Consider the following 26,854-nt stretch of genomic DNA (forward strand, 5'->3'; position numbering starts at 1 on the left):
GGGGACCTGCGCCGAGAACTTTAGTGGATCATCGGGGATTCTCGGTAAGCGGCGTGACGGCGCCGCTGGACCCGGCCCGCTCACGCCAGGCGCGTTCCCACTGCCGCGTCATCGCGGGATAGACGATCAGATGCCGGAACGGCGCGATCGCGGCCAGGTACGCCCGCCCCAACAGGCCGTTCGGCCGCACCAGGACCGCCATCCGCAGCTGATAGTCGCCGTCGCGGGTGCGCACCCATCCCAGGTGGGCGATACCGTGCACCGTTCGGTTGATCACTTCCATCGCCACCTCGTCGCGGGTTTGGTAGAGCAAGGTGAACGGCAGCCCCGGCACCGAGGTGGCGGTATCGGTCCGGCGGAGGTCGTCGGGGAGGCGTTCGGCCAACGACGGCACCGCCGCCGGCGATGAATCCCAGCCGAAGAGTTCCCCGAGCTTCCAGCGCACCGCGAACAGCAACCGGGTCAGGCTCGGGCCGCTGTCGTGCGTCGCCGAGGCCTGGATGGCCGAGAGCATGGTCGCGAGGTCGTGCGGACCAGCTCCGGGTGTGCGGTAGGCCCACACGTCCAGCACCGCGAAGTCCGGGGCGACCCGGTGGATGCGCCAGGGCCGCTGAGTGTGCGCGGCAATCGGAAGCCTCATCGCCGCGCCTCCTGCTTGTCAGTCGCGCCGGCTCGCAGCGAGAGCGCGAAGGCGGCGCAGGCCAGGGTGAACAGGATGATCGGTGGGGGCGGGTCGAGCCAGATGCTCATCGTCAGCGACAGCGCCGACATGGATAGCGCCAGTACGGCAATGGGTCGGATGTCGCGGGCATGGGTTGCCAACTGCAACAGCAGGATCCCCACGCACACCAGCGCGATTCCCATGGCCAGGCTGAAACTCATCATCAGCTGGTAGTAGGTCCGCTGGGTCCCCATCAGATCCAATGCGTGGGCGCGCATCTGGGCGTCGATCGCGGGATCGCCACCGGCAGCACGCAGCGAGATGTCACCGAGCAGATGTCCCGCACCGGTGACGGTCCAGCACCACGCGCCCACCCGGAACCATGTGAGATCAGTCATCTCTCGACTATCGGCAGCCCGCCGCCCGGGCACATCGTCCGCAGGTCTCGACGCTCTCATCCTGAAGGATGAGCCAGCCCCGATTCGTAGGCCAGCACCACCGCCTGTACCCGGTCGCGCAGGCCCAGTTTCGCGAGCACATGACCGACGTGGGTCTTGATGGTCGCCTCGGAAAGGTGCAGTTTGTCCGCGATCTCCCGATTACTTGCGCCGGTGGCGATTTCGAGCAGGATGTCCAGTTCCCGGGGAGTCAGCGCGCGACGCACCGCGTCGCCCCTGCCGGTGTCGACGGTCGGTGCGTGAGCGACATGTTCGATGAGTCTGCGGGTGGTCGATGGTGCCACCACGCTGTGCCCTGCGTGCACGGTGCGGATCGCCTCGACGACATCCTCGCTGCGGGCGTCCTTCAGCAGAAACCCGCTCGCCCCGGCTCGCAGCGCTGGGAAGGCGTACTCGTCGAGATCGAAGGTGGTCAGGGCGATCACCCGGCACTCGGGCCACTCTGCGGTGATCGCCGCGGTCGCCTGAATGCCGTCCAGTCTGGGCATCCGAAGGTCCATCAGCACCACGTCCACCCTGCGCGACCGCACCAGGTTCAGCGCCTCGTGGCCATCGGCGGCGTCCCCGACCCACTCGAGATCGGGTTGGCTGTCAACCATCATCCGCAACGCCGACCGCATCAGTTCCTGGTCGTCGACGATGGCTACCCGGATGGCCGTCATGGCGACACCTTCACACTGACCCGCCATCCGTCGTCGACCGGCCCCGCCTGCAACGTCCCGCCGATGGCCTCGACACGCTCCCGCATGCCGGTGAGCCCGCGCCCGGGCTCGATGTCCGGGGACGCCGCGCCGGTGTTGCTCACCGTCACCACGAGTTCCCCGGCCGCAGAATCGATCCGAACGCGTGCGGCGGCTCCGGGGCCGCCATGGCGGGCCACGTTCGTCAACGCCTCCTGGACCACCCGGTACACCGTCAGGCCCACCGCGGGCGTGGTCCGGACGCCGCCGCCGATGGCGAGGTCGGTCGGCACGCCGGCGGCCCGCATCCGTTCGGCAAGCGCGGGGAGATCGCTCAGCCCGGGCTGTGGATCGGTCGAGGTGCCCTCGTCGCGCAGCACGCCGAGCAGCCCGCGCATCTCGACGAGCGCCTCGCGACCCACCTCGGCGATGGTCGTCAGAATCTCCGGCGCCCGCTCCGGTGAGTTCGGCACGACCAGACGGCCCGCCTCGGCGTGGCTGACCATCACCGCGACGGAATGCGCCACCACGTCGTGCATTTCGCGGGCGATACGCCGTCGTTCGTCGGCGGCCACCCGCTCGGCGAGCTGCACCGACCAGGCGACCCGGGTGGCGCGGTAGCGTCCCAGTGCCCAGGCGGCGAGCGTGCCGCCGACCGCGGTGGTGCTCAGCAGCAGCCACCAGGCCCATTCGTTGATCGGCGTTCCGCTGAAACCCCAGAGCCGGACCACCGCCAGCACGCAGCCCACCAACCCCGCACCGAGGGCGATGTCGGGCCACGGTGTCTTGGTGTGTGCGCTGACGGCGTAGAGCAGCGGGAAGAAACACAGACTGCTGGGCAACAGGATTGGCCCGTAGTCGGTGGTGTCTACGACGGCCGTGGCGGCGGGGAGATCGGGTGCCACGACCAGGACCAGGCAGGCGAGGCTGCCGGCGGCGAACGACGGCAGCGGCCAGCGTCGCGCGGTCGCCACACCGAGATGCAGCGTGATCAGGGCGCCTGCCAGGGCCGCCCGCCAGGCCGGTGCCGGGCCGTCATCGCGGACCGCCGACACGCCTGCGGGCAGCAGCACCAGCGCCAAGACGGCAGCGAACACCAGCTGTCCGGCCTGGCCGAACCGGCGCGGCTCGGTGACGCGGATCGACACGCCGTCACCCTACCCAGACACGACTTGGGGGACAGCCCTTCCGGACTGTCCCCCAATCAGCAGGTGTTGCTAGTCCTGCTCGGCCTTCTGGCGGGCCTCGTTGGCCTCGGCGGCGCCGCGGGCGGCTTCCGCCTCGGCTTCCTTCTTGGCGACATCGCGCTGCGCGTCGGCCTTGTCCTGCTGGGCCTCGCCCTCGCGACGCAGGTTGTCATTGCCGGTCACGGCGCCGACCGCCTCTTTGGCCTTGCCCTTGACGCCTTCGACGACGCCCGAGATACCTTCGGCAGCACCATTGTTGTCAGCCATATTCAGCTCCTTTGTCGCTTCGTGGGTGGTGCGCTGCTACATGGGGCGCACCATGACCGTGCCTGTCGGCGGTCACTTCGTTTCCACCTACGGGGTTCCCTGGTGCCGAATTGTCAAACCCCCTCCCGCCAGTGGTCTGTGCCACCATCTGCGCGACGGTGAGACCGATCAGACACTGTCCAGTCGCGGGTAGAGCACCTCCTGGACGATCAGTTGCAGAGCCGCGGCTATGGGGATGGCAACGAGCGCGCCGACGACGCCCAGCAGGGTGGCCCCGATCAGTACGGCGACGATGGTGGTCAGCGCCGGAACATGGACCGCGCGGCCGATGATCCTGGGCACCAGCAGATAGTCCTCGACCATCTGGAAGGCGATGTAGAAGACGATGGTGGCCAGGCATACCGGTATCGAGACGGTCAGGGCGACGGCGCCGACCACAATTCCGGCGATGGTGGATCCGACGACGGGTAACAGGTCGAGGATGGCGACCAGGATGGCCAGCAGCAGCGGATAGGGAACGTCGAAGGCCGTCAGCCAGATCAATGTCGCCGCACCCGCGAGCAGCGATATCAACACGTTGCCCAGGACGTATGCGCCGACTTTGGCGAACACCTCGTCGCCGATCAGGATGGCGCGCGGTCGCCGGGTGTGCGGCACCAGGCGGTAGAGGGTGCTGCGGATCCGCGGCATGTCGGCCAGGAAGTAGAGCGTCAATACGATCGCGATGAGGGTGTCGGCGACTCCTTCGACGACCGCGGTGCCGGCGCTGACCATGTGGTTCAGTGCCGAGCCGTCGATGCTGTCGACCGCGTCGGTGAACCGTTGCTGGAGCTGGAAGCGGTCGTTGAGCCTACCGATGAACGACGAATGATCTTGAGCCTGTTGCAGATACAGCGGTGCGCGGTTGACCAGATCGGTGATCTGGGCGAACAACGGCGGAAAGGCCGCGGCGGCGAACGTGGCGATCCCGGCGACGAAGACCACGAACACCAGCGCCGTCGACAGCCACCGCGGTAGTCCGTGGTTGACCAGCCGGGAGACCACCGGTTCCAGCCCGAGGGCGAGAAAGAAGGCGACGCCGATGACGGTCAGAATCGAGGACAGTTCGGCCAGCAGATGGACGGCACCGTAGGTGACCGCCACCCCTGCCGAGGCGGCCAGGCCGATGAAGAAGGGGGAGCGCCGGTCGAACTTCTTGCCCGGTTCCCCGAGTGGCTGTTCGGGCGAAGTCATTTCCGCCGCTTGGATTTCCGCCTCTGCGACGGGGCCCTCGTCCGGGGTGTGCGGCTGGGCCACCAGGTCGTTGTGCCCGTCGTCGGCTGCGGAGTCGTTCATGTGCACCCCTGTCAGCCGGCCGGAACCTGCTGGGGTTTACCCCGCTGTCAATTCCTGAAACTCCCAGGGTGCTAACGCAAGCGCGCACTATCTCAGGTGAGCGATGACCTTTCCGAACACCTCGGCGTGACTGGCCTGCACCACCAGATAGTTGGCTCCATAGGTGTCGCGCAACCCACGCACCTTGTCGGCCATCTCGGTGACCGAACCGGACAGCACCCCGGGCAGGGCCAGCAGCTGTTCGTCGCTGAGGCCGGGCGCATAGTGGCGGGTCATCGTCAGGTTCGGCATGTCGGAACCGTCGGCGGGCACGGCGGTGATCGCCAGGTTCAGCTCGATGTCGTCGAAGCGCGCACCGGCCACCTCACGCAGGAATGCGATGCGTTCGGCGACCGGATTACCGGTGACGCCGACGATGGCGGCCCACTTGCCCGCGACGGTGAGCAGCCGGTCACCACCACCGGCGATCATGATGGGCGCGCCGGGCACATGCGCGATGAGGTGCTCGACGACATGTTCCAGATAGTCGATGCGCTGACGCGCCGACGGGAAGGGCAGTTCGGCGGCCTCGAACTCCTCGCGGACGTAGCCGGCGCCGAGGCCCACCTCGAATCGGCCACCGGACAGATCGTGCAGCGCGCCGACGTCGCGGGCCAGCAGCGCCGGCTTGTAGAAGCAGGCGTTCAGCACGAAAGTGCCCAGCCGCAGCGTCTGGCTGGCCGCGGCGGCGGTCGCCAGCACCGGAAACGGTGCGGGTGCGCCGAGGTGGTCGGGTACCAACAGGACGTCGTAGCCGAGGTCCTCGGCCAGGCGCGCCGCGTCGCGGACCTTGGCCGCCGAGGAGGTGTCGCGCAGGCTGAGACCGAAGCGGAAGTCGCGGGGCATGCACCGACGGTAGCGCGGTCAGCTCAGCGGCAAGGAGGCAAAGGGGGTAGTGGTGGGCCGGTCCGAGCCCGAGCCGGGCTCGACGGTGAACGCCAGGGTGGTCGACGAGCCGAGATCGGGCAGCACCGCGGTCGTGGACGGGGCGATCGCGCCGGCGTCCATCACGCCCGCCGAGTGCGCTCCCTCGGTGTCGATCAGCCACATCTGGTAGACGGTGCCGGTGGTGGGCGGCTCGACGTTGTTCATCACCAGCACACCGGCATTGCGTTCGCGGGAGAACACCACGGTCGCGGTGCCGCCGGTCGGAATCTGGCCGGAGACGGTGCGCACGTCGGGCGCGGCGAAGATCTGCTCGGCGGTGGTCTCGGTGGGCACCGGGCGCAGCCACCACCCGACGCCGAACGTGGCCACCCCGATGACGACGGCCGCCGCCGCGGCTGCGACAGCGGTGCTCCAGCGCCGCCGGGGCGGGTGTAGTTGCCGCACCTGCCCCGTCTGTTCGGCGGACACCGTGGCGATCAGGCGCTCACGCAGCTGAGCGGGAGGCTCGGCGGCGGTCGTCGCCGATACTGCGGCCATCGCTTCGCGCACCTGGCGCACCTCGACGGCGAACGCCGAGGAGACCTCTTCGGGAGCCGCCTGCACCCGGCGTTCGATATCGGCGCGTTCGGCGTCGTCGACGGCGTCCAGCGCGTAGGCCGTCGCCAGGGTCAGGAGGTCGTCGTGGGGAGTGGTCATGCCGCCCCCAGACAGGTGCGCAGGCCGCGGATGGCATCGCGCATCCGGGACTTCACGGTGGCGAGGTTCGCCGACAGCCGGCTGGAGACCTGCACATAGGTGAGGCCCTCGTAATAGGCCAGCTGGATGCACTCACGCTGCCGGTCGGTCAGCGATCCCAGGCACGCCGTGACCTGCCGGTACTCGTCACGGGTGAGCACGCCCTCGGCGACCTGGTCGATCGGCAGTTCGACGGTGGCGGCGCCGTACCGGGCCTCCCGGTCGGTGGCGGCCTGCTCGGAGCGCACCCGGTCCACGGCGCGGCGGTGCGCGACGGTCATCAACCAGGCAAGCGGTGTCCCGGCGGACGGGTTGTAGTCGGCGGCATTGCGCCATACCTGCAGGTAGATGTCCTGCGTGGTTTCTTCGCTGTAGCCAGGATCGCGCAGAACCCGGGTGACGAGCCCGTACACCCGGGACCGGGTGTGGTCGTAGAACTCGGCGAAGGCATCGACATCGCGTTGCGCCACCCGGCGCAGCAACGCGTCGAGGTCTGCCGTCACGCTCCGTAGCCTAGCGGGCACGGACGCGGTCACGGTCTGCAACACCGGTATTTCGCCATGCTCATCGCCGGCCCCCGGTCGGGGCGAACGTCCACTGGTACACGTCCAGGTACCCGGAGCGGAATCCCGCCTCCGAATAGGCGAGGTAGAGCTCCCACATCCGCTGGAAGGTGTCGTCGAAGCCGAGCTCGGCCAGCGCCGCCGACCGGTTCAGGAAGCGTTCGCGCCACAGCCGCAGCGTTTCGGCGTAATCAGGCTGCAGCGACAACATGTCGACGGTGCGTAGCCGGGTGGAACGTTCGGTGATCCCGATGACCGCCTCCACGGAGGGCAGCAGGCCGCCCGGGAAGATGTACTTCTGAATCCAGGTGTAGGTGTTGCGCGAGGCCAGCATTCGATCATGCGGCATGGTGATGGCCTGCAGGGCGACCCGTCCGCCCGGGAGCACCAGCTTGTCCAGCGTCTCGAAGAACGTCGGCCAGAAGTGATATCCGACCGCCTCGATCATCTCGACCGATACGACGGCGTCATACTGGCCGTCGACATCGCGGTAGTCCCGGAGTTCGATGTGCACGCGGTCGGCAACGCCGGCCTCGGCCGCGCGCCGTCGGGCGAATGCCAGCTGTTCGGAGGACAGCGTGATGCTGTGCACGTGAGCGCCGCGCGCCGCCGCGCGGACGGCCAATTCGCCCCATCCGGTGCCGATTTCGAGGACGCGGCTACCGGTACTCACCCGGGCGGTGTCGAGCAGGCGGTCGATCTTCGCGCGCTGGCCGTCGGCCAGACCGTGCCAGTCGGGCCGGGAGTCGCCGAAAAGGGCGCTGGAGTACGTCATCGTCTCGTCGAGGAACTCGGCGAACAACGCATTCGACAGGTCGTAGTGGTCGGCGATGTTGCGCCGCGACTGGGCCGGGCTGTTGTGCATGGACCGCGGGTGCCGCACCACGGCCAGGGGGCGGAGGCGTTGTAGCGCAGGCGGGATCAGCACATCGACCGATGAGGCGAACTCGGTGAGCAGTGCCGGCAGGTTGTTGGAGGTCCATTCGCCGGCCATGTAGGACTCGCCGAAACCGATGAGCCCGTAGCGGCCCACCCGGCGGAACAACGCCTCGGGCCGGTGCAACGTCATGGTGGGCAGGGTGGGATCGGCGGCGCCCAGCACCGACCCGTCCGGGTGTTGCAGCCGTATCGGCAACTGGCGCACCGCCCGCCGCAGCAGTGCCCCGGCGATCCGTCCCTGCGCGGCGCTGACCGGGCCGCGGGGTGCTCCCGCGATCTGGGCCCATCGAGTGCCGTCCTGCCGGGTCTCGATGTTACCGGTGGTCTCCAGCGTCATCTGTGCGTTGCCTTTCTGGTCTCCGAGGTGGTGGTGCGGGGTATGACGGGCAGGCCGCGCAGCCAGAGCGCGATCCCGTGCAGCCGGATCTGCAGTGCGCCCACCCACGGCGCGACCGGGGCCACCAGCTGCATGCGCGCAACGCCCCACGCCGACGCGGGCCTGCGCTGACCGTGCAGTGACGCCGCGAAGACCAGTTTGTTGTTGCGGTGCCAGGAGATGGCCAGATCCGCGGTGGTGTCGGGCCTCGGAGCGTCGACAAGGTAGTAACCCTCGACCTCGTTGAACGGGGAGACGTAGAAGCTCTTCGTCACCGCCGCCGGCCCAGTTTCGGTGGGCGGCAACAGATATGCGTGCCGCCCGCCGTAGGTGTTGTGCACCTCCACGATGACGTGCGCGAGCTCGCCGGCGGCGTCGTGGCACCAGAAGACACTGATCGGGTTGAACACGTAGCCGAGCACCCGGGCGTGCAACAGCGCGGTGACCTGGCCGTCGACCGGATCGATCCCGTGGGTGGCCAGGAAGCTATCCACCCGTTCGCGCAGCGTCGGTTGCTGATCCGCGGGTGCCGAGAAGTGGTCCTGCGCACGGAAGACGGCGAAGGGCCGCAACCAGATCGGTAGCTTCGGCAGGTTGTCGATATCGACGTACCAGGTGTAGCTGCGGTGCTCGAACTCCGTGCGCACCGGGGCGTGCCGGACGTGGCCGATCCGGGTCCGGTACAACGCCGGGCTCAGCATGACACGGTCTGCTGCTCGGGGGCGGTGGGCCAGCGCGCGCCGAGCCGTTCAGCGGCACGCAGTCCCGCCGCCGCACCGTCCTCGTGGAAGCCCCAGCCGTGATACGCGCCGGCGAACACCACCCTGTCGTCGTCGAGGGTCGGCAGCAAGCGTTGGGCGGCAACCGATTCCGGGGTGTAGAGCGGATGGTCATAGATCATCTCGGCGATCACGGTGCTCGGATCGACGCGATCATGACCACCCAGGGTCACCAGGAACCGTCGCTCCCCGGTCAGCCCCATCAACCGACTGATGTCATAGGTCACCAGCACCGGGCCGTCGCCGCCGGTGGCGAGATAGTTCCAGGACGCCCGCGCGCGGGTCCGGGTCGGCAGCAGCGACGTGTCGGTGTGCAGTTGGGCGTGGTTTGCCGAATAGCAGATCGCGCCGAGGATCTCGCGTTCCCGGGAGGTGGGTTCGGCCAGCGCCAGCAGCGCGTGATCGGGGTGGGTGGCGATCACCGCGGCATCGAACTGCCGCGGTCCGCCTGCTCCGGTGCTGACCTGCACGCCGTGTTCGTTGCGTCGCACCGATCCGGTCGGCGACCCCAGCACCACCTCGTGCACCCGTTCGGCGACGGCGGCGACGTAAGTGGCCGAACCGCCGATCACGGTCTTCCAGGTCGGGGAACCGAACACCGTCAGCATGCCGTGGTGGTCGAGAAACATGAACAGGTAGCGCGCGGGGTAGCGCATGGCCTCGCCGGGCGCGCACGACCAGACCGCCGCCACCAGTGGGGTCATGAAGTGCTCGATGAAGTAGTCGGAGAACGCGTTGCGCTCCAGGAACGCACCCAGCGTCTCGGCGTCGCCGTCCTCGCCGACACCGAGCAGGTCGCCGGCCGCCCGGTGAAAGCGGGTGACCTCGGCCAGCATGCGCAGATACCGCGGGCGGGCCAGATTCGACGCCGACGGGAACAGTCCGCCCAGCCCGAGCGCTCCGGCGTACTGCAGTCCGATGCGGTCATCGCGCACCGACATCGACATGTCGGTGTCGCGGGTCTGCACGCCGAGTTCGGCGAACAACCTGCACAGCGTGGGGTAGGTCCGGTCGTTGTGTACCAGGAACGCGGTGTCGACGGCCACCGGGTTGCCCCGCCCGTCGTCGACCAACTGGGTGTGGGCGTGACCGCCGAGGCGGATATCGGCTTCGAACAGGGTCACCCGGTTGCGGGCCGACAGGACGTAAGCGGCGGTCAGCCCGGCCACGCCGCTGCCGATGACGGCGATGGAGCGGTCGGTGCGCTCGTTTCGTTCCACGATCGGTATTCGGAGCGGTGCGGAAAGTGGATGGGTCGGCGCGACGCCGATCTCACCGGGCTTACGGGAGTGACCAGGCTCTCGCGGCCGCGGACAGGCCGTCGATCAGCGCGGAGGTAGCCGGGGTGAGGCCGTCGGCGCCGGGCAATCCGCTGCGCGGGCTGGTGCCGCGCACCCGCGACGGCAGTTCGAGCTGGACGCCACCGCCGCGGGGCAGGTTGACCGGATTGTCGGGGTGCAGCCCGCGCAACTCGCGTGGGATCGCGTCGAGATCGCACACCACGTGGTGGCCGGGGACCTTGACGTGTCGGGCCAGATGCGCGGCGAGGTCGCGGTTACCGCCGCCGGCCAGAAGTTGGGTGCTGCGCCCGATCCGGCCATAGCCGTGCAGCGAAACCACCGTGTCGACATGGTCGAGGAAGGCGGCCAGCCGCTCGGACTCCGCGGGCCGGTAGCGCGTGGAGGACAGATGGTGGGGGTACCGGTCGGGGTGGCGCACCGTGTACAGCGAGGCGCCGGACGCTCGGGCGGCCCGGTCGGCGATGACATCGGTCATCTGTTCCAGCCCGCCGCCGTGGATGGCCAGGAACCCGAACCGGGATGCCAGGGTGCTGGTCTCGACGATGTTCGGGTCGGCAAGCAACTCCGAAAGCGATTGCGGTGCACGGGTATCGGTCACTTCGCGGCTCGGCCAGCTCGCGGGATCCCACTTGTGCAGGAAGTCGACCCAGCGCTGCGGCAGCCCGTGGTGGCGGGCGCCGTCGATGATCCGTTCCAGGTATCCCGGTCGGGGTGGCCCGGGCTCGACCCGCGGGTCGATGTAGACCCAGGCGGGGTCCGGGCCCTCGGCGGTGTGCACGACCAGTTCGTCGCGGCGGTAGCGCACCGGGACACCCTCGGCGCTGTCGAGCACGTCCAGGTCGTGATCGCTGAGCCGCCAGAGCACCCCGTGCACGACGGCGCCGTGGAACGGTTCGACGGTGGCCACCCCGCGCTCGTTGATCAGCCAGTCATGATCGGCGAGGGTGGCGGGCCGGGGATCGGTGGCGTCCGGGCAGCGCCGGGCCATCTGGTGCACGCATAGATTCGATCCGTATGCGAAGTACAGGTGGTGCAATCTTCTTCCCAGGGTCGCTGCGCTCCGGCCCGCCGCTCAACCCCTGACAGTCAGGTAGATCAACACGACGTTCAGCGCGGTGATGACACCGGCCACCAGCCAGCCTAAGGCCGTCGTCACCCGGTGGTTGATATCGGCACCCATCAGCGACCGGTTACTGGTCAGCCTGATCAGCGGGATGAGCGCGAACGGGATTCCGAACGACAGCACCACCTGTGAGAGCACCAGGGCGCGGCTGGGGTCCACCCCGATGGCCAGGATCACCAGCGCGGGGATCAGGGTGACCAGTCGGCGCAACAGCAGCGGGTAGCTGCGCTTGAGCAGCCCGGACATGATCATCGCGCCGGCGTACGCGCCCACCGAGGTCGAGGCCAGCCCGGATGCCAGCAGGCCGATCGCGAAGAACAGCGCCACCGTCGGGCCCAGTTGGCTGCTGACCGCGGCGTGCGCACCCTCGATCGAGTCGGTGTTCTCCATGCCCTGCAGGTTGGTCGCGGCGACCAGCAGCATTGCCAGATTCACCGCCCCGGCGACCAGCATGGCCAGGCCGACGTCGTACTTGGTGATGCGCAGCAACCGCTTTCGGGCCGGCCCGGCGTCGGGGTGCCCGTGCCGGTCACGGGCCAGCCCGGAGTGCAGGTACACCGCGTGCGGCATCACGGTGGCGCCCAGCATGGCGGTGGCCAGCAGCACGCTCTCGGCGCCGTCGAAGCGGGGCACCAGACCGGAGGCCACATCGGCGGCCGACGGTGGCGCGACGAAGAGGCTGGTGAGGAAGCCGATGGCGATGACCAGCAGCAGACCGGTGATCACCCGCTCGAAGACCCGCTGCCCGCGGCGGTTCTGGATCGCCAGCAGCCCCAGCGACACCGCACCGGTGATGATTCCGCCGACCAGCAGCGGCAGATCGAACAGCAGGTAGAGCGCGATCGCCCCGCCGACGATCTCGGCCAGGTCGGTGGCCATCGCGACCAGTTCGGCCTGGACCCAATAGGCGACGCGGGTTCGGGTGCGGGAGTGATCGGCCACGGCTTCGGGCAGCGAGCGCCCGGTGACCAGGCCGAGTTTGGCCGACAGGAACTGCACCAGGCCTGCCATCACATTGGCGACCAGGATGACCCAGACCAGCAGGAAGCCGTACTGTGCGCCGGCGCTGACATTGGCCGCGACGTTGCCGGGGTCGACGTAGGCGATGGCCGCGACGAATGCCGGTCCGAGCAGATACCAACTCGGCCGTAGCCGCGTGGGCGTGGTGTCGTGCAGCACGCTTCCCCTTCTCATCCATCCGGACTATCGAATAGAAAAGTTAGGGTAGCCGAAACCTCCACGTCAAGGGGGTCAGGGTGCCGCGTAGAGCCCCTTGCCGGTGATCAGCGGCAGATCCAGCGTCGTGGTGATGCCGGGAGCGGCCGCGACGACGGCCGGTATCGCGTTGACGACGCGGGCCGCGGTGGCGACCAGACCGGCATGGTTGTGGTCGCCCTTGCGGCTGCTCAGGCACAGGTCCAGCGCATAGGACGGTTCGCCGGTGACCTCGACGCGATACGAGCCGCCCTCCTGCGCGGGCTGCGGCCACTCCGGGCACAGGTCGTCGCGCAACCGGGTGATGTGCTCGAGCACCACCGCGGGGTGCCCGCCGACCATGCCACGGACCTCGAATCGCATGGCAGCTGTCGTGCCCTTGGCGATGTGGCCGGACGCGATCTCGAAATCTTCAGGGGCCGGGATCCGGACGTGGGTCTCGGTGACCTCGTCGAGCTCGATGCCCAGCCCGGCGGCCAGCTGGCGCACCACCGATCCCCAGGCCAGGCTGAGCACACCGGGCTGCAGCAGCATCGGCAGATCGTCGAGCGACTTGCCGAAGCCCATCACATCGAACATCACCGTGGGGCTGTCATAGGTGGCGTAGTCGACGATCTCCATGCACCGGATCTGCTCCACGCTCTGGCAGGTGCCCGCGAGAGCAAGGGGCAGAAGGTCATTGGCGAAACCGGGATCGATGCCATTGACGAAAATGCTGGCGCCGCCCTCTTCGGCGGCCTTCTCGATGGGCGCCAGCAGCTCCGCGGGCAGCACCTGCCACGGGTACTGCAGGAAGACCGCCGCGCTGGCCACCACATTGACGCCGGCCGCCAGGATGCGGCGGTAGTCCTCCAGGGCGTCGGGCAACCGGTTGTCGGCCATCGCGGTGTACACCGCGCAGTCCGGTTTGGCGGCGAGGATGGCGTCCAGGTCGTTGGTGGCCGTGATGCCGGTCGAAACATCAAGGCCGGCAAGCTCTCCGGCATCCTTGCCGGCCTTGGCCTCCGAGGACACCCAGACGCCGGTGAGTTCGTACTGCGGATCGTTGATCAGCTGGGTCAGGGCGTGGCGGCCGACGTTTCCGGTGCCGATCGCGGCGACTTTGATGCTCATGGCGTTCCTTTACAGATCCGGGATGGGCAGGTCGAGGTTGGGGAAGGTGAGGCCGCCGTCGACCTCGATGGTCTTGCCGGTCAGGTAGCTGCCGGCCGGGGATGCCAGATACACGGCGGCCGCGGCGATATCGCTCGGATCGCCGAGGCGGCGCATCGGGGTGGCCTTCTCCATCGGGTCGCGCAGCGCGTCGTTGGAGGCCACGATGTCCAGCGCCGAGGTGAGGATCGAGCCCGGCGCGATCGCGTTCACCCGGATGCGCGGGCAGAGATCCAGCGCGGACAACCGGGTGTAGTGCGCGAGCGCACCCTTGGCGGTGCCGTACGCGGCGAACGCGCGGCCGGAGAGCCGCCCCATCGTCGAGGTGATGTTGATGATCGACCCGCCACCGGAGTGCTCCAGCATCAGCGGCACGGCGGCGACGGTCAGCGCGTGGGCGGTGCCGACGTTGAACGTGAACGCGTCCTTCAGGTCCTTGGTGGACGTGTCCAGCAGCGGTCCGGGCATGGTGCCGCCGACGTTGTTGACGACGATGTCTAGTTTCCCGAACGCCTCGACGGCCTCGGCCGCCAGGGTCGCGGTGGACTCCGGGTGGGCGAGGTCGGCGACCACCACGTGGGCCCGTCTACCGACCGCGGCCACCTGTGCGGCGACCTCCTCCAGTTGCGACCGGGTGCGGGCCGCGATCACCACATCTGCACCGGCTTCGGCGAAGGCGACGGCGATCGCGGCACCCAGTCCGCGGCCGGCTCCGGTGACCACGGCGACCTGATCGTCGAGCCGGAATTTGTCCAGAATCATGCGGGCCTCATTTCTGTTCTCGGCGTCACCGTAACAAGACCGCGCGGACCGCTGGGCGGATTTCTGTAACACGTTCTAATTTGACGGTGGCTGACAGTTGTCTGGTCATCGGGGGTGCCTGCGTCGGCCCGTCCGGCGTGTGGTGTGCGTGAAAGGCCTACGAATGTGCTTGACACCCGGCCACTATCAGGAAGGAGGGCTCGACCATGAACGCAACCCGGCCGTGCTGGTGGTCGGGGGACACGACGCGGACGCCGGATTTCTACCTGGTTTCAGTTCCGCCGGGGGCATCTCCGCGATTCTGAAAGGAGGTAGCTCCCGCCGCTGGATCTCGTACCAGGATTCAGCCTCGGCGAGGGTGCGTGCGGAGAAACTGAACAGTGGTAGCTCGAGCCGCTACTTCTTGGCGGCGGCCTTTTTCGCGGGCGCCTTTTTTGCCGGCGTCTTCTTCGCTGGGGTCTTCTTGGCGGCAGCTTTCTTGGCGGGTGCCTTCTCGGCCTCAGCCTTCTTGGGCTCGGTCTTGCTCGACGAACCGGACCCGCGGGCCTTCACGCTGGCCTCCAGCTTGGCCAGTAGATCCGACACGTCCTCGGTGGACTCGTCGAGATCGGTGGGCTGCTCCTCGACCGTGAACGCCTCGCCGCCTTCCAGTTTCGCCTGCACCAGTTCGTGCAGCTGTTCCTGGTAGTCGTCGCGGAACTGGTCGGGCTTGAAATCGTCGGTCATCGATTCGACCACCTGCCCGGCCATCTTCAGCTCGGCGGGCTTGATGTCGACGTCCTTGTCCAGCGACGGGAAGTCCGGATCGCGGATCTCATCGGGCCACAGCAGCGTGTGGATCACCATGATGTCGCGCTTGCTGAAATCCTTGACGCGCAGCGCCGCCAGCCGGGTCTTGTTGCGCAACGCGAAATGCACGATCGCCACCCGGTCGGTCTCGGCCAGCGTCTTGGCCAGCAGCACATACGATTTCGTGGATTTCGAGTCCGGCTCCAGGAAATAGCTCTTGTCATACATCATCGGATCGAGCTGATCGGCCGGCACGAACTCGACGACCTCGATCTCGCGGCTGCGTTCCTCGGGCAGGGTGGCGATGTCCTCATCGGTGATGATCACCGTCTGCCCGTCATCGGAGTCGTAGGCGCGGGCGATGTCGCGGTACTCGACCACCTCGCCGCACACCTCGCAGGTCCGCTTGTAGCGGATGCGTCCGTTGTCCTTGGCGTGCACCTGGTGGAACTTGATGTCGTGGTCCTCGGTCGCGCTGTAGACCTTGACCGGCACGTTGACCAGACCGAAGGAGACCGAGCCCTTCCAGATTGATCGCATAGGCAACGGTAACAGCGGGTATTACGTTTACGTGGTGGAGCGCGACGGCCGGGTCACATTGACCAATCCCGACAAGGTGCTTTATCCCGCTACCGGAACGACCAAGGCCGAGGTGTTCGACTATTACGTGGCGATCGCCGACGCGATGATCCCGCATATCGCCGGTCGTCCGGTCACCCGCAAACGCTGGCCCAACGGCGTCGGGCAGCCGGAGTTCTTCGAGAAGCAACTGGCGTCGTCCGCCCCGGAGTGGCTGCGCCGGGGTTCGGTGACGCACCGGTCGGGAACCACCACCTACCCGATCATCGACACCCGGGAAGGGCTGGCCTGGATCGCGCAGCAAGCCTCGCTGGAGGTGCACGTCCCGCAGTGGCGGTTCGACCAGCACGGGGAGCCGGGTCCGGCCACCCGCATCGTGTTCGATCTGGACCCCGGCGAAGACGTCACCTTTCGGCAACTGTGCGAGGTCGCCCACGAGGTCCGCGGGTACGTCGAGGACATCGGCCTGACGGCCTACCCACTGACCAGCGGTAGCAAGGGTCTGCATCTCTACGTGCCGCTGGCCGACCCGGTGAGTTCGCGGGGCGCCTCGGTGCTGGCCAAGCGGATCGCGGTGCAGCTGGAGAAGGCCATGCCCAAACAGGTCACCGCGACCATGACCAAGAGTGTGCGCAGCGGGAAGGTGTTCCTGGACTGGAGCCAGAACAGCGCCGCCAAGACCACCATCGCGCCGTACTCGATGCGCGGCCGGGAAGAGCCGACGGTGGCGGCGCCGCGTACCTGGGAGGAGATCGAGGACCCCGATCTGCGCCATCTGCGCTTCGACGAGGTGCTAGCGCGGGTCGAGCGCGACGGCGACCTGCTGGAAGGACTTGACGAAAGCGCCCCGTTGCCCGACAAACTCAGCACCTACCGCAGCATGCGTGACGCGGCCAAGACGCCCGAACCGGTGCCGCGCACGGTCCCGGGCACCGGCAACGATGCTCAAGGTCGCCGCTTGGGCGGCTCCGACGACACCTTCGTCATCCAGGAGCACCACGCGCGACGGCTGCACTACGACTTCCGGCTGGAACGCAACGGGGTGCTGGTGTCCTGGGCGGTCCCGAAGAACTTGCCTGAGACCACATCGGTCAATCACCTGGCCGTGCACACCGAGGATCACCCGCTGGAGTACGCCACCTTCGAGGGCTCGATCCCCAAGGGCGAGTACGGCGGTGGTGAGGTCATCGTCTGGGATTCCGGCACCTACGAGACCGAGAAGTTCCGCGATCCCGGCGTAGACGGTGAGAACGTCGACGGTAAAAAGGGTGAGGTCATCGTCACCCTGCACGGCTCGAAGATCCAGGGCCGGTACGCGTTGATCCAGACCGGGGGCAAGAACTGGCTGGCGCACCGGATGAAAGAGCAACCGGTCGCGACACCGGAGGACCTGGCGCCCATGCTGGCCACGCACGGGTCGGTGGAGAAGTTGACGCCGGCGGTATGGGCGTTCGAGGGTAAGTGGGACGGCTACCGGCTGCTGGTCGACGCCGATCACGGTGAGCTGCAACTGCGCACCCGCAGCGGCCGCGATGTCACCTCAGAGTATCCACAGCTGCGGGCGCTGGCCGCCGACCTGGCCGACCATCACGTGATCCTCGACGGTGAGGTGGTAGCCCTGGACTCCTCGGGTGTGCCGAGCTTCGGTGCCATGCAGAACCGGGCTTCGGGAAGCAACATCGAATTCTGGGCGTTCGACATCCTGCAGCTGGACGGACGATCCCTGTTGCGGGCCAAGTACTCCGACCGACGCAAGCTGCTCGAGACGCTCGCCCAGGGTGGTGGACTCATCGTCCCCGAACAACTACCCGGCAGCGGATCCGAGGCGCTTGAGTACGCGCGTGCGCACGGCCTCGAGGGCGTGGTGGCCAAAAAGCGGGACTCCACCTACCAGCCGGGCCGGCGCTCCCAATCGTGGGTCAAGGACAAGCTTTGGCGGACACAGGAAGTCGTGATCGGCGGGTGGCGTGCCGGGGAGGGCGGGCGCAGCAGCGGCATCGGGGCGCTGGTCGTCGGGGTCCCCGGTGACGACGGTCTGCAGTTTGCCGGCCGGGTCGGCACCGGGTTCACCGAGAAGATGCTCGGTGAGCTACGAAAGATCCTCAAGCCGTTGGAGACCGACGAAACACCCTTCACCAAACGGCTTTCCGGCCCCGATGCCAAGGGTGTCACCTTCGTGCGCCCGGAGTTGGTGGGGGAGGTGCGCTTCAGCGAGCGAACCTCCGACGGCCGGTTGCGCCAGCCCAGCTGGCGGGGGTTGCGGCCGGACAAGTCGCCGGACGAGGTGGTGTGGGAGTAGGCGATCGCCTGTGCTAGTTGCCGTACAGATGCAGGGCCCTGGCCGCCGCCGTCGCCACGTCACCGCTGAGGCCCACGATCGGTGGGCCGCCGCGCTGGTGAATGACGTTCGCGAGCACGATCACGTAGGTGTCTGATCCGGGGTCGATCCACAGCGTGGTGCCGGTGAAGCCGGTGTGGCCGAAGCTTCCGATGGGGAAAATCGTGCCGCGCGGTCTGGAATGCGCTGTGTCGATGTCCCAGCCCAAGCCCCGTAGGTCGGGCCCAGGGCCGGGCTGCTGAGGACTGGTCATCATGGCCACCGTCGACTGTGTCAGCGGAAACGCGCTCGGCCGGCCGGCAAGCCGGTCGAGCAGGGCCTGCGCGAACAGGCCGACATCGTGCGCGATGGAGAACACCCCGGCAGCACCGGTCGCGCCGCCCATCCGGCGTGCCGTCGGATCGTGCACGGTGCCGCGCAGCAGACGGCCATGGTCAGGGTTGAGCCCCGGGGTGTCCTCATCGCGCGCTGTGGGCGCGACACGGGTCAGGAGATCGGTCCGCCACGACCCGGCCGGGCAGTCGGTCACTTCGGGTGCACGCGGGTCGACGACGATCGCGTTGCCCCGAACCTCGTGCGGCCCGCAGGCTTTTGACACCGGGAAGTAGTGGGTGTCGTTCATGCCCAGTGGCGTGAACACGTGGCTCTGCACATATGTGTCGATGGATTGGCCGGTGAGCTTCTCGATGATGGCGCCCACCAGAATGAAGTTGATGTCCGAGTAGTGAAAGAGCGCACCGGGGTCGAACACCACCCAGGCACCCAGTGCGCGGCGAAGGCCGTCGGCTTTGTCGGCCCGGTCCAGTCCCCACGGACCGTCCAGGCTGAGGTCGCCCGCGATGCCCGACGTATGGGTGAGCAGCATCCGCAGCGTCACCTGCCGGCCGCGGCGGGGGTCGTTGGCCGGGTTGAAGTCGGGTAGGTAGGTCTGCACGGGGTCATCGAGAACAACCCGGCCCTGTTCGTAGAGCTGCATGACGGCCGTCGCGGTGGCAATGCTCTTCGTCAGGGACGCCAGGTCGAAGATCGTGTCCTCGGTCATCGGCTCGGCGGGCGAGGGTGACCCGTCCAGTCCGGGTTCGCCGGCAAGCTTGCGCTCGCCGAAAGCCCAGCGGAATACCACTTCTCCGGCGTGCCCGATCTGGACCACCGCGCCGGGCAGCCGGTGTTGGGCAATCGCGTCGTTCATGAGCGCAGAGACCGGCGAGAACTCGGCAGAGGACACCGCGCCTGTCGTCGTGCCCACCGCGGGCGGCGTGGTAATCGACGGTGTCGGCTGCGCGGGTGCGGCGACCGGCGGCGGCTGCGCCGGCTGTCCGCAGGCGGGCAGCGTAGCGACGGTCAGCAGGGCGGCCGCCACGGCGCCGAGCCGGAGAGCGCGCGACCCTGAGGACATCACCCGATGACGGTATCCCCTTGCCGCGCGTTGCCGTTGTCGGCGATTGCTGGCGACCAACCCCAAGTTGTCCTCGGATGAACCAGTCATTGCACTTCACCGTTGCATACGTCGGCATCGCGGTACTGTCGTGGATGATTTGCTGACCAGCACCACGAGCAGGGACTACGACGATGACGGCGCCGGGACCGAGTAGGTGGTTGCTCCGCGCCAACCACTACGAGTGGATCACCGACTACCTTGTCGCCAGGCGGATGACCGGGGCGGTGCGGGTGGCCATGGCCTTCGTCGCCGGGTCGCTGGCCCTGTACCTGTTGGCGCTGCTGAACAGTGTCGACGGCCCCCGCGACGCCGTCCCTGTCGCGATGATGTGGACGGGGTTCGCCGGCGGTGTCGCGGGCGCGGTGCTGTGGGTGTTGAAATGGCCGACGCGCGGGCAGTCGCTGGCCTTTGCGTTGGTGTCGAACACGTCGGTGGCACTCGCGTGTCTGTCCTATCCGAACCCGCAGGGCGGGCTCACCGGCTGCATCGCCTTCGCGACCACCGCCGCCTATATCGCGTTCTTCCATGGCACGGTGTTGGTGCTGTACAACTTCGTGCTGGCAACCGCCGTTGCGCTGATCGTGGCGGTCCGCGTCGTCGACTCCGGTCACGTCGCGCTCGCCCTGGTCGACATCTTCCTGGTGCTGCAGGTCAACATCGTCATGCCGGTCGCCATTCATGTCCTCGTGCGCGCCCTCGGCGTCGATCTCGAACAGGCCGACCGGGATCCGCTGACCGGTCTGCTCAATCGGCGGGCCCTTCAGCAGCACATCACCAAGATGCTGGCCGCCACCGACCGTGCTCATCTGGTGGTCGCGGTGGTGGACCTCGACGATTTCAAGCACATCAACGACGCGTATGGGCATCAGGCCGGCGATGACGCCCTGGTGGCGGTCGGGCGCGCGCTGGGCCACGCCGTCTTCGACACCACCGCGGTGATCGGACGGATCGGTGGTGAGGAGTTCGTCGTCGCTGCCGCGTGCAGCACCGCGGACCCGACGCTGCTGTCCCGCCGGATCTGCAAGGCGATCGCCGATCTGCCGGTGCCGGTCACCGCAAGTGTCGGGACGTCGTCGGCCGAGGTCGACACCTTGGCGGGCGACGAGACGACCCGGCGCGCGCGGATCGACGAGCTGGTGGTTGCCGCCGATGAGGCGATGTACACCGCGAAGCGGGCCGGCGGCAACAGATTTCGTCACGCCAGCTGACCCGGCGACTGTGTGGTCGCGCGAGCACGTGCACCGGTCATCGGAGCCGCGGAATAGTCCGGTCTCTCGCCGGCGTTCCCCGGAACAGACTGGCTACGAGAGGCACACCATGAAGTTCGGCATCTCCACATTCGTGACCGACGACGGCATCGACCCGGCGTCGCTGGCAACCGCCATCGAAGAGCGGGACTTCCACTCGCTGGTCATCGCCGAACACACCAACATCCCCGCCAGCCGGGAGACCGCCTATCCGATGGGTGGGGAAATGCCCGACATCTACTACAAGACGCTGGACCCGTTCGTCACACTGGCCGCCGCGGCCGCCGTCACGTCGAAGATCCAACTGTTCACCGGGATCGCCCTGCTGATCCAGCGCGACCCGATCATCACCGCGAAGGAAGCGGCCAGCGTCGACCTCCTCTCCGGTGGCCGGTTCGTCTTCGGTGTCGGCGCGGGCTGGAACCTCGAGGAAATGCGCAACCACGGTACGGATCCGAAAACACGTGGCGCGCTACTGGACGAACGGATCGAAGCCATCAAGGCGCTCTGGACCGACGATATCGCCGAATACCACGGCAAATACGTCGATTTCGGTCCGACCTACATGCGGCCCAAGCCGGTCCAGGCGCCGCACCCGCCCATCTACATCGGCGGCAACTCCGATGCCACCGTCAAGCGGATCATCCGGCACGGCGCAGGGTGGATCTCCAATCCCTTCCCGGAAGATCAACTGAGCCGGCGCATCGGACAGCTGAAAGACGGTGCAGGACACAATGTGCCGTTGGCGATGTTCGGAACGCCGGTGGACGCGCAGTACTGGAGCGCGGTCGAAAACATCGGGTTCGGTCAGGTGGCACTGCTGCTGCCCAGCGTGTCGCGCGATGAATCCCTGCGACTGCTCGACGAGTACGCCGAAGCCGTGGCTCAGTACCGAGGCTAGTCGCGCCGATTGGCCCAGCCGTCGTCGTTGTGCGCCAACACAAGTAGCTCCCGGTCCCAGGCGCGGTGGCGAGAGCGGTCCAGGCCGCGCCGGATGAGGTACGCCACGAGCGCGCAGCACGTCACGATGCTGATCCAGAAGGACACCGCGGCGGCCGTGGCGGTCAGTGCGGCATCGTCGGCGCGAAGCGGCGCCGACACCACCTTCCCGCTGTCGTCCACCCAGACCGTCATGTGATCACCGGGCCGGATCGTCGCGGGGCCCACGACCGACTCGGTGCGCATCTGCGTGCCTTCGCGCCATTGCGCACGCACATAGGCAGGTGTGTCGAGCTCGGTGAGCGCACCTATGCCCGCCACCACGACAGCCTGCACGGAGTGCCGGCTCTGGGCCTGTTGCTCCGCGGTACGCAGGCTTGCGTCGTGCACCACGGTTCCCGCGGACACCGCGACGGGAATTGCGAAGAGACCGGCGACCAGCACGCCGAGCACCGTGAGCGCTTCGAGCCGGTCAACGGTGCGGACCAGCGGATGGAAGCCGAGCGCACGCAGGTACCAGCGGAGGCGTCCAGCTAACCGTGCATACATTGCATCCAGCGTGACACCGGCGATGAGGGTCTGCAAAGCCAGAGGGGTGCGAGGCGATGGATATCACACCGCGTGCGGTGTGCCCATTTCACGCGTTGGCGATGGCCTCTTCGAGCCCGCGGGTGGCCAGCACATCGGCCAGCTCATTGTCGGCGACGCCGGAATGACCCTTCACCCAGAACCACTCGACCTGATGTCGCGCGCACGCGGCCTGTAAACGCTGCCACAGATCCACGTTCTTCACCGGTTGCTTTGCGGCGGTGAGCCATCCGTTGCGCTCCCAGCCGAGCACCCACTTGGTGATGCCGTTTCGGACGTAGGTGCTGTCGGTGTACAGGTGCACCAGCGCCGGCCGGGTCAGTGCCTCCAGCGCCATGATCGGCGCGGTGAGTTCCATCCGATTGTTGCTCGTGTCGCCGGGCTCGCCACCGAACATCTCGCGGACATGATGGCGCTGGCGTAGCACCGCGCCCCATCCGCCTGGGCCGGGGTTCGGACGGCACCCGCCGTCGGTGTGGATCACCACCGGGACGTCGGTCATGTGCTGAGGATAGGTGCCGAGAGCATGGCGGTCCGCACCGACATACCGAACTCCTGATGATGCACCGTGGTGATCCGGCGGCCGGGCTGCACCGCATCCTTGACCCGCGTGGTTCGGCCGGCGAAGTACGCTGCCGTCCCGTCGATATCGGTGACGGTGTAGGTGATACCCCAGAGCGTGGATGGGCCCTGGCCGACGGTGTCCGGCGAGCCGACGGCCTCGATGATCACCGCACCGAAGCGGAAGAAGATCTGCCGGATGGGCCGGCCGCCCAGGTCGCCCAGCCGTTCCCGGCGCGGCGGTACACCTACTGCGGCAAGTGCCGAGACGGTGCGATCCAGGTCCGGGGAGAACAGCACGATGTGGTCGATCCCGGTGACACCGTTGGCGTGCTCGGCGGGCGCCACGGACCCGGCGTCCGAGATCGACGTCGGAATGCCGTCGAGTTCGGTGGTGTCGACCCCGCCCAGCGACCAGCCGATGATGCCGGCGCCGTGCTCACGCCCGACCAACCGGATACCGACGCCGCCCACCCGGCACAGGCCATCGGAGACGCTGAACCCCGCCGCCGTCCAAGCCTCGGGTGGGTCGGCGACCAGGATCTCGCCGACGGTGACGGTCATGGCCCCGAGACTACGGCGCGAGGCGTCTCACAGAACCAGCGGCTACGTTCGAATTGTGGTTCAACATGCTGTCATCTCAGGCGCCGGTATCGGCGGACCCGCCCTCGCCCATCAGCTCGCGGCCCGCGGTTGGCGCACCACCGTGATCGAGAGGTATCCCGAGCGCCGCGACGAGGGGCAGAACGTCGATATCCGCGGCGCCGCCCGTGAGGTCGTCCGGCGGATGGGCATCGATGCCGACGTGCGCGCGGCCAACACCACCGAGGTCGGCATGCGTTTCGTGCGGGACGACGGTTCGACGGCGGCCGCGTTCCCCGTCTCGCCGGGAACCGACGGGCCCACTGCGGAACTGGAGATCCTGCGCGGCGAACTGTCCCGCATCCTGATCGAGCATTCCGACTCGACCGACTTCCGGTTCGGCACCCGGATCGCCGATGTCGTCGACCACGGCGAGCGCGTCACTGTCACGCTGGATGACGGCGACATCATCGACGCCGACCTGCTGGTGATCGCCGAAGGACTGTATTCCCGGACGCGGCGCTTCGTCGCGGCCACCGAGGTCAACGACCTCGGTATGTACATCGCGTACGCGACCATTCCCCGCCGCGACGATGACGACAACTGGTGGATCTGGCAGCACGCGACCGAGTCCCGCTCGGTGCACCTGCGGCCGGACAATCTCGGCACCACCCGCGCCATGCTGAGCTTCATCTCCGATGTGCGCGGTCTGGACGACCTGGGCCGCGAGGACCTGAACGCCATCCTGCGACGGACGTTCGATGATCTGGGCGACGTCACGCCCCGCATCCTCGATGAACTGGATGCCGGTGCGCCGATGTACTTCTCGTCGGTGGGGCAGCTGAGCAGCCCGGCGTGGAGTAAGGGCCGCGTCGCGCTGCTCGGGGATGCAGCGCACTGCAACGCGACCTTCGGTGGCGCCGGCACCAGTCTGGCGCTCATCGGCGCGTACATCCTGGCCGGCGAACTCGGCTCCGGCGACGATGTGCTCGGGGCGCTGGCCCGCTATGAACGGCTGATGAAGCCCTTCATCGATGCGGCACCCCTCATCCGGCCGAGGATGCTGCGGCTGATGAACCCGCGTACCCGCAGCGGTATCCGGGCGCTGCACGCGTCGGCCGGCGTGGTCGCGGGCCCGGTCGGCAGAGCCCTGTCCTCGGCGGCGTCAGTGGCAGGCAAGCTCCCCATCAACCTCTCCGCCGGCGACCCGCAGCTGCCCAGCTACCGGTAGGCCGACAGGCTGCCGACGAAAAGATCGAGCAGATTCTCGAAGGTGGCCGCGCAGTCGGGGGTCTGCCCGATACCCACCTGTTTCGATGGTGACGGCGCCATGAATGGCGCCCCAGACGATCTGCGCAGCCTCGGCCGAATCCGGTTGAGCGGAAGGTGTTCTCATGCCCTTGATCAACCCTGTGAGGGTGTCGAACACCGCCCGGCCGGTCGCAGCCACCGTCGACAATTGATCCTGTAGCGGGCTCGGCCTCGCGAGTGAATTCCCGGGTTATCCACAATCGCGAATTCGTCCACAGCCTGGGGTTTCGGCGGTGGCGGTACGTCTCGGATCCGGCGATAATCGAATGCATGTTCGAGGAACGGTTGACGGAAGTGGGCGCTGCCAGGACCCCCGCAGCGCGGGTCCGCGCCTACGCGCGGCTGGAGAACGCCGCCTGCGCGGCCCGACTGTCGTCCATGGCCGACATGCTCGCGGCCGCGTATGCCGCGGCGGCCTCGGCAGCGCGTGAGCAGTGGCGGTTCGACAACTGGTCGGCGGTGTGTGCGCAGATCGGCGCGAGCCATGGCATCACCAGTGGAGTCGCCTCGGGGCTGCTGATGGACGCGGTGGCGCTGGCCGAGCGGCTGCCGAAGCTGCGAGCACTGTTCGCCGCCGGCGCGCTGTCCTACAAGACGGTGCACATCATCTGCACCCGCACCCTGCTGGTCAAGGATCCCGATGCGCGACGCAGCATCGACACCGCGCTGGCCACCGAGTTCGCGTCCGGCGCCGCGATGTCGGTGGATCAGATCGAGAAGGCCGTCGACACGGTGGTTCTGACCCACGATCCGCTGGCGGTGCGCCGTTCCGAGGCCACCGCGCACGGGCATCGGGCCGACGTATTTGTCGACGACGCCTCGGGGACCGCGCATCTGAACGCCTCCCTGTCGGTCGCCGACGGCTTGGCCGTCGACCAGCGGGCCGATGCGTTGGCCCGCACGGTGTGCGATCACGATCCCCGCTCGTTGGATATGCGACGCGCTGCGGCGCTCGGGGCGATGGGTTTCGGGTGGGATCGGCTGCCGTGTCTGTGTGAACGTCAGGACTGCGAGGCCGCTGCCAAGCCGCCGGCGGGTGGGGTGGTGATCTACGTGATCGCCCGCCAGGATGCCGTCGGCGCCGCGCCCGAGGCCGCGGCCGACGACCCGGCGCGGGGTGACGGTGGCGGTGGCGGCGACGCACCAGCCGGCGGGCCGGCCGAACCTGACCCCGCACCCGGTGCCGAGCCCGAACCTGACCCCGAGCCCGAGCCCGAGCCCGAGCCCGATCCAGAACCAGAACCGGAAACGCCACCGGTCGGTGATCTGACGGCTCAGCGGCGCGCACTGACCTCCAGACGCAGGCCGCTGTTCGCCAAGCCGTGGTACCTGCATACCTGGCCCGAGCTGATCTCCGGCCTGCGCGGGGACTGCGGTGAGTTCTGCCCGGTGGCTCCCGGGGTGATCCTGGGTGGACCGGTCGTGCCGGCCCCGGTCATCGCTCAGATCGCGCTGCACGCCACGCTGCGTCCCCTGATCCACCCCGGCCAATCCCCGCCGGAATCGGGGTACCGGCCATCGACGGCACTGGCGCGATTCGTGCGCTGTCGCGACCGCACCTGCCGGTTCCCCGGCTGCACTCGCACAGTGACCGATATCGATCACACGATCCCGTACCCGTTCGGGCCGACCGCAGCCTCGAACCTGGCCTGCCTGTGCCGCGAGCACCATATGGGCAAGACGTTCTGGGCGGGCTGGCGCAGCCGCCAGTTCGCCGACGGCACCCTGGAATGGACCGACCCCGACGGCGGCACACACATCACCAGGCCGGGAAGTTGGGCGCTGTTCCCCGAACTCTGCGCGCCGACGGCCGCGGTCCAGATCGACCGGACGCCGCCACGGAAGCACACCGAGGGGTTGACCATGCCGCGGCGCGAGCGCACCCGGGCCGAGGACCGCGCCCAACGCATCGACGACGAACGGCAATCCCACATCGGATGGGTGCAACGGTATCGGCGTGAGTTGGTCGCACCGTTCTGACGGCAGCGTGAACGAGATGCCGCGGCGTGGCGGGATTGCTAG

General features: G+C 68.0%; 26 protein-coding genes. 5 read left to right on the forward strand and 21 right to left on the reverse strand.

What is annotated here, in order from left to right; all coding sequences use genetic code 11:
- Positions 1-28: 28 nt before the first annotated feature.
- The 17 genes from EXE63_RS20770 to ku all read right to left on the reverse strand — a co-directional run bounded on the left by EXE63_RS20770 (position 29) and on the right by ku (position 15,789).
- On the reverse strand, positions 29-640 hold the full coding sequence (locus EXE63_RS20770) for a DUF2867 domain-containing protein (protein ID WP_168143493.1): 612 nt from the start codon (positions 638-640) through the stop codon (positions 29-31).
- A complete protein-coding gene (locus EXE63_RS20775) occupies positions 637-1,059 on the reverse strand; it encodes an LIC_13387 family protein (protein WP_168143494.1) in 423 nt (140 codons plus the stop codon). The genes EXE63_RS20770 and EXE63_RS20775 overlap by 4 nt, the downstream gene beginning before the upstream one ends.
- Positions 1,060-1,115: 56 nt before the next feature.
- The gene (locus EXE63_RS20780; RefSeq protein WP_168143495.1) at positions 1,116-1,781 is read right to left on the reverse strand and encodes a response regulator transcription factor; all 666 of its coding nucleotides are present in this window, start codon (positions 1,779-1,781) and stop codon (positions 1,116-1,118) included.
- Positions 1,778-2,947: a sensor histidine kinase gene (locus EXE63_RS20785; protein WP_209999813.1), complete on the reverse strand. Its 1,170-nt coding sequence runs from the start codon at positions 2,945-2,947 to the stop codon at positions 1,778-1,780. Before EXE63_RS20785 ends, EXE63_RS20780 begins: the two co-directional genes overlap by 4 nt.
- Before the next feature lie 69 nt (positions 2,948-3,016).
- On the reverse strand, positions 3,017-3,253 hold the full coding sequence (mbp1, locus tag EXE63_RS20790; RefSeq protein ID WP_168143496.1) for a microaggregate-binding protein 1: 237 nt from the start codon (positions 3,251-3,253) through the stop codon (positions 3,017-3,019).
- A 168-nt stretch (positions 3,254-3,421) separates the two neighbouring features.
- Complete coding sequence (locus tag EXE63_RS20795) at positions 3,422-4,588, reverse strand: AI-2E family transporter (protein ID WP_168143497.1); 1,167 nt, start codon at positions 4,586-4,588, stop codon at positions 3,422-3,424.
- Between the two features lie 87 nt (positions 4,589-4,675).
- Positions 4,676-5,473, reverse strand: a complete 798-nt coding sequence (locus tag EXE63_RS20800) for a TIGR03621 family F420-dependent LLM class oxidoreductase (RefSeq protein ID WP_168143498.1) — start codon at positions 5,471-5,473, stop codon at positions 4,676-4,678.
- Between the two features lie 18 nt (positions 5,474-5,491).
- Positions 5,492-6,211 carry an anti-sigma factor gene (locus tag EXE63_RS20805; RefSeq protein ID WP_168143499.1) on the reverse strand — a complete coding sequence of 240 codons (720 nt, stop codon included), beginning with the start codon at positions 6,209-6,211 and terminating at the stop codon, positions 5,492-5,494.
- Positions 6,208-6,786, reverse strand: a complete 579-nt coding sequence (locus tag EXE63_RS20810; protein WP_168143500.1) for a sigma-70 family RNA polymerase sigma factor — start codon at positions 6,784-6,786, stop codon at positions 6,208-6,210. Before EXE63_RS20810 ends, EXE63_RS20805 begins: the two co-directional genes overlap by 4 nt.
- 28 nt (positions 6,787-6,814) lie before the next feature.
- Complete coding sequence (locus tag EXE63_RS20815) at positions 6,815-8,089, reverse strand: class I SAM-dependent methyltransferase (RefSeq protein ID WP_168143501.1); 1,275 nt, start codon at positions 8,087-8,089, stop codon at positions 6,815-6,817.
- Entirely contained in the window at positions 8,086-8,829 is a 744-nt protein-coding gene (locus EXE63_RS20820) for a DUF1365 domain-containing protein (RefSeq protein ID WP_168143502.1), read from the reverse strand. Before EXE63_RS20820 ends, EXE63_RS20815 begins: the two co-directional genes overlap by 4 nt.
- On the reverse strand, positions 8,823-10,127 hold the full coding sequence (locus EXE63_RS20825; protein WP_168143503.1) for an NAD(P)/FAD-dependent oxidoreductase: 1,305 nt from the start codon (positions 10,125-10,127) through the stop codon (positions 8,823-8,825). Before EXE63_RS20825 ends, EXE63_RS20820 begins: the two co-directional genes overlap by 7 nt.
- Positions 10,128-10,188: 61 nt before the next feature.
- Entirely contained in the window at positions 10,189-11,196 is a 1,008-nt protein-coding gene (locus EXE63_RS20830) for a poly-gamma-glutamate hydrolase family protein (protein WP_234904614.1), read from the reverse strand.
- An 84-nt stretch (positions 11,197-11,280) separates the two neighbouring features.
- Positions 11,281-12,525: an Nramp family divalent metal transporter gene (locus EXE63_RS20835; RefSeq protein WP_168143505.1), complete on the reverse strand. Its 1,245-nt coding sequence runs from the start codon at positions 12,523-12,525 to the stop codon at positions 11,281-11,283.
- A 57-nt stretch (positions 12,526-12,582) separates the two neighbouring features.
- Positions 12,583-13,659 carry an NAD(P)H-dependent amine dehydrogenase family protein gene (locus tag EXE63_RS20840; RefSeq protein WP_168143506.1) on the reverse strand — a complete coding sequence of 359 codons (1,077 nt, stop codon included), beginning with the start codon at positions 13,657-13,659 and terminating at the stop codon, positions 12,583-12,585.
- A gap of 9 nt (positions 13,660-13,668) precedes the next feature.
- A complete protein-coding gene (locus EXE63_RS20845; protein WP_168143507.1) occupies positions 13,669-14,460 on the reverse strand; it encodes an SDR family oxidoreductase in 792 nt (263 codons plus the stop codon).
- 396 nt (positions 14,461-14,856) lie between these two features.
- Positions 14,857-15,789: a non-homologous end joining protein Ku gene (gene ku / locus EXE63_RS20850; protein ID WP_168143508.1), complete on the reverse strand. Its 933-nt coding sequence runs from the start codon at positions 15,787-15,789 to the stop codon at positions 14,857-14,859.
- Between the two features lie 31 nt (positions 15,790-15,820).
- On the opposite strand from ku, the gene EXE63_RS20855 reads away from it, so the two are divergent.
- Positions 15,821-18,127, forward strand: coding sequence for an ATP-dependent DNA ligase (locus tag EXE63_RS20855; protein WP_168143509.1), 2,307 nt, complete (start codon positions 15,821-15,823; stop codon positions 18,125-18,127).
- Positions 18,128-18,140: 13 nt separating this feature from the next.
- Here EXE63_RS20855 and EXE63_RS20860 read toward each other — a convergent pair whose 3' ends face one another.
- Complete coding sequence (locus EXE63_RS20860) at positions 18,141-19,562, reverse strand: serine hydrolase domain-containing protein (protein ID WP_168145683.1); 1,422 nt, start codon at positions 19,560-19,562, stop codon at positions 18,141-18,143.
- A 173-nt stretch (positions 19,563-19,735) separates the two neighbouring features.
- Between EXE63_RS20860 and EXE63_RS20865 the strand changes: the two genes are divergently transcribed.
- Both EXE63_RS20865 and EXE63_RS20870 read left to right on the forward strand, forming a co-directional pair.
- Complete coding sequence (locus EXE63_RS20865) at positions 19,736-20,812, forward strand: GGDEF domain-containing protein (protein ID WP_168143510.1); 1,077 nt, start codon at positions 19,736-19,738, stop codon at positions 20,810-20,812.
- A 109-nt stretch (positions 20,813-20,921) separates the two neighbouring features.
- Positions 20,922-21,752, forward strand: a complete 831-nt coding sequence (locus EXE63_RS20870; RefSeq protein ID WP_168143511.1) for an LLM class F420-dependent oxidoreductase — start codon at positions 20,922-20,924, stop codon at positions 21,750-21,752.
- Here EXE63_RS20870 and EXE63_RS20875 read toward each other — a convergent pair.
- The 3 genes from EXE63_RS20875 to EXE63_RS20885 form a co-directional block, all read right to left on the reverse strand.
- On the reverse strand, positions 21,749-22,339 hold the full coding sequence (locus tag EXE63_RS20875; RefSeq protein ID WP_209999816.1) for an Rv1733c family protein: 591 nt from the start codon (positions 22,337-22,339) through the stop codon (positions 21,749-21,751). The genes EXE63_RS20870 and EXE63_RS20875 overlap by 4 nt on opposite strands.
- 88 nt (positions 22,340-22,427) lie before the next feature.
- Positions 22,428-22,880, reverse strand: a complete 453-nt coding sequence (gene rnhA, locus EXE63_RS20880; RefSeq protein ID WP_168143513.1) for a ribonuclease HI — start codon at positions 22,878-22,880, stop codon at positions 22,428-22,430.
- Positions 22,877-23,503 carry a VOC family protein gene (locus EXE63_RS20885; RefSeq protein ID WP_168143514.1) on the reverse strand — a complete coding sequence of 209 codons (627 nt, stop codon included), beginning with the start codon at positions 23,501-23,503 and terminating at the stop codon, positions 22,877-22,879. The genes rnhA and EXE63_RS20885 overlap by 4 nt, the downstream gene beginning before the upstream one ends.
- A 55-nt stretch (positions 23,504-23,558) precedes the next feature.
- Here EXE63_RS20885 and EXE63_RS20890 point away from each other — a divergent pair, with 55 nt between their 5' ends.
- Both EXE63_RS20890 and EXE63_RS20900 read left to right on the forward strand, forming a co-directional pair.
- Positions 23,559-24,752 carry an FAD-dependent monooxygenase gene (locus EXE63_RS20890; protein WP_234904202.1) on the forward strand — a complete coding sequence of 398 codons (1,194 nt, stop codon included), beginning with the start codon at positions 23,559-23,561 and terminating at the stop codon, positions 24,750-24,752.
- Between the two features lie 350 nt (positions 24,753-25,102).
- Positions 25,103-26,812 carry an HNH endonuclease signature motif containing protein gene (locus EXE63_RS20900; protein WP_168143517.1) on the forward strand — a complete coding sequence of 570 codons (1,710 nt, stop codon included), beginning with the start codon at positions 25,103-25,105 and terminating at the stop codon, positions 26,810-26,812.
- Positions 26,813-26,854: the final 42 nt, after the last annotated feature.

It is taken from the genome of Mycolicibacterium frederiksbergense (assembly GCF_012223425.1).
Classification (GTDB): Bacteria; Actinomycetota; Actinomycetes; order Mycobacteriales; family Mycobacteriaceae; genus Mycobacterium; species Mycobacterium frederiksbergense.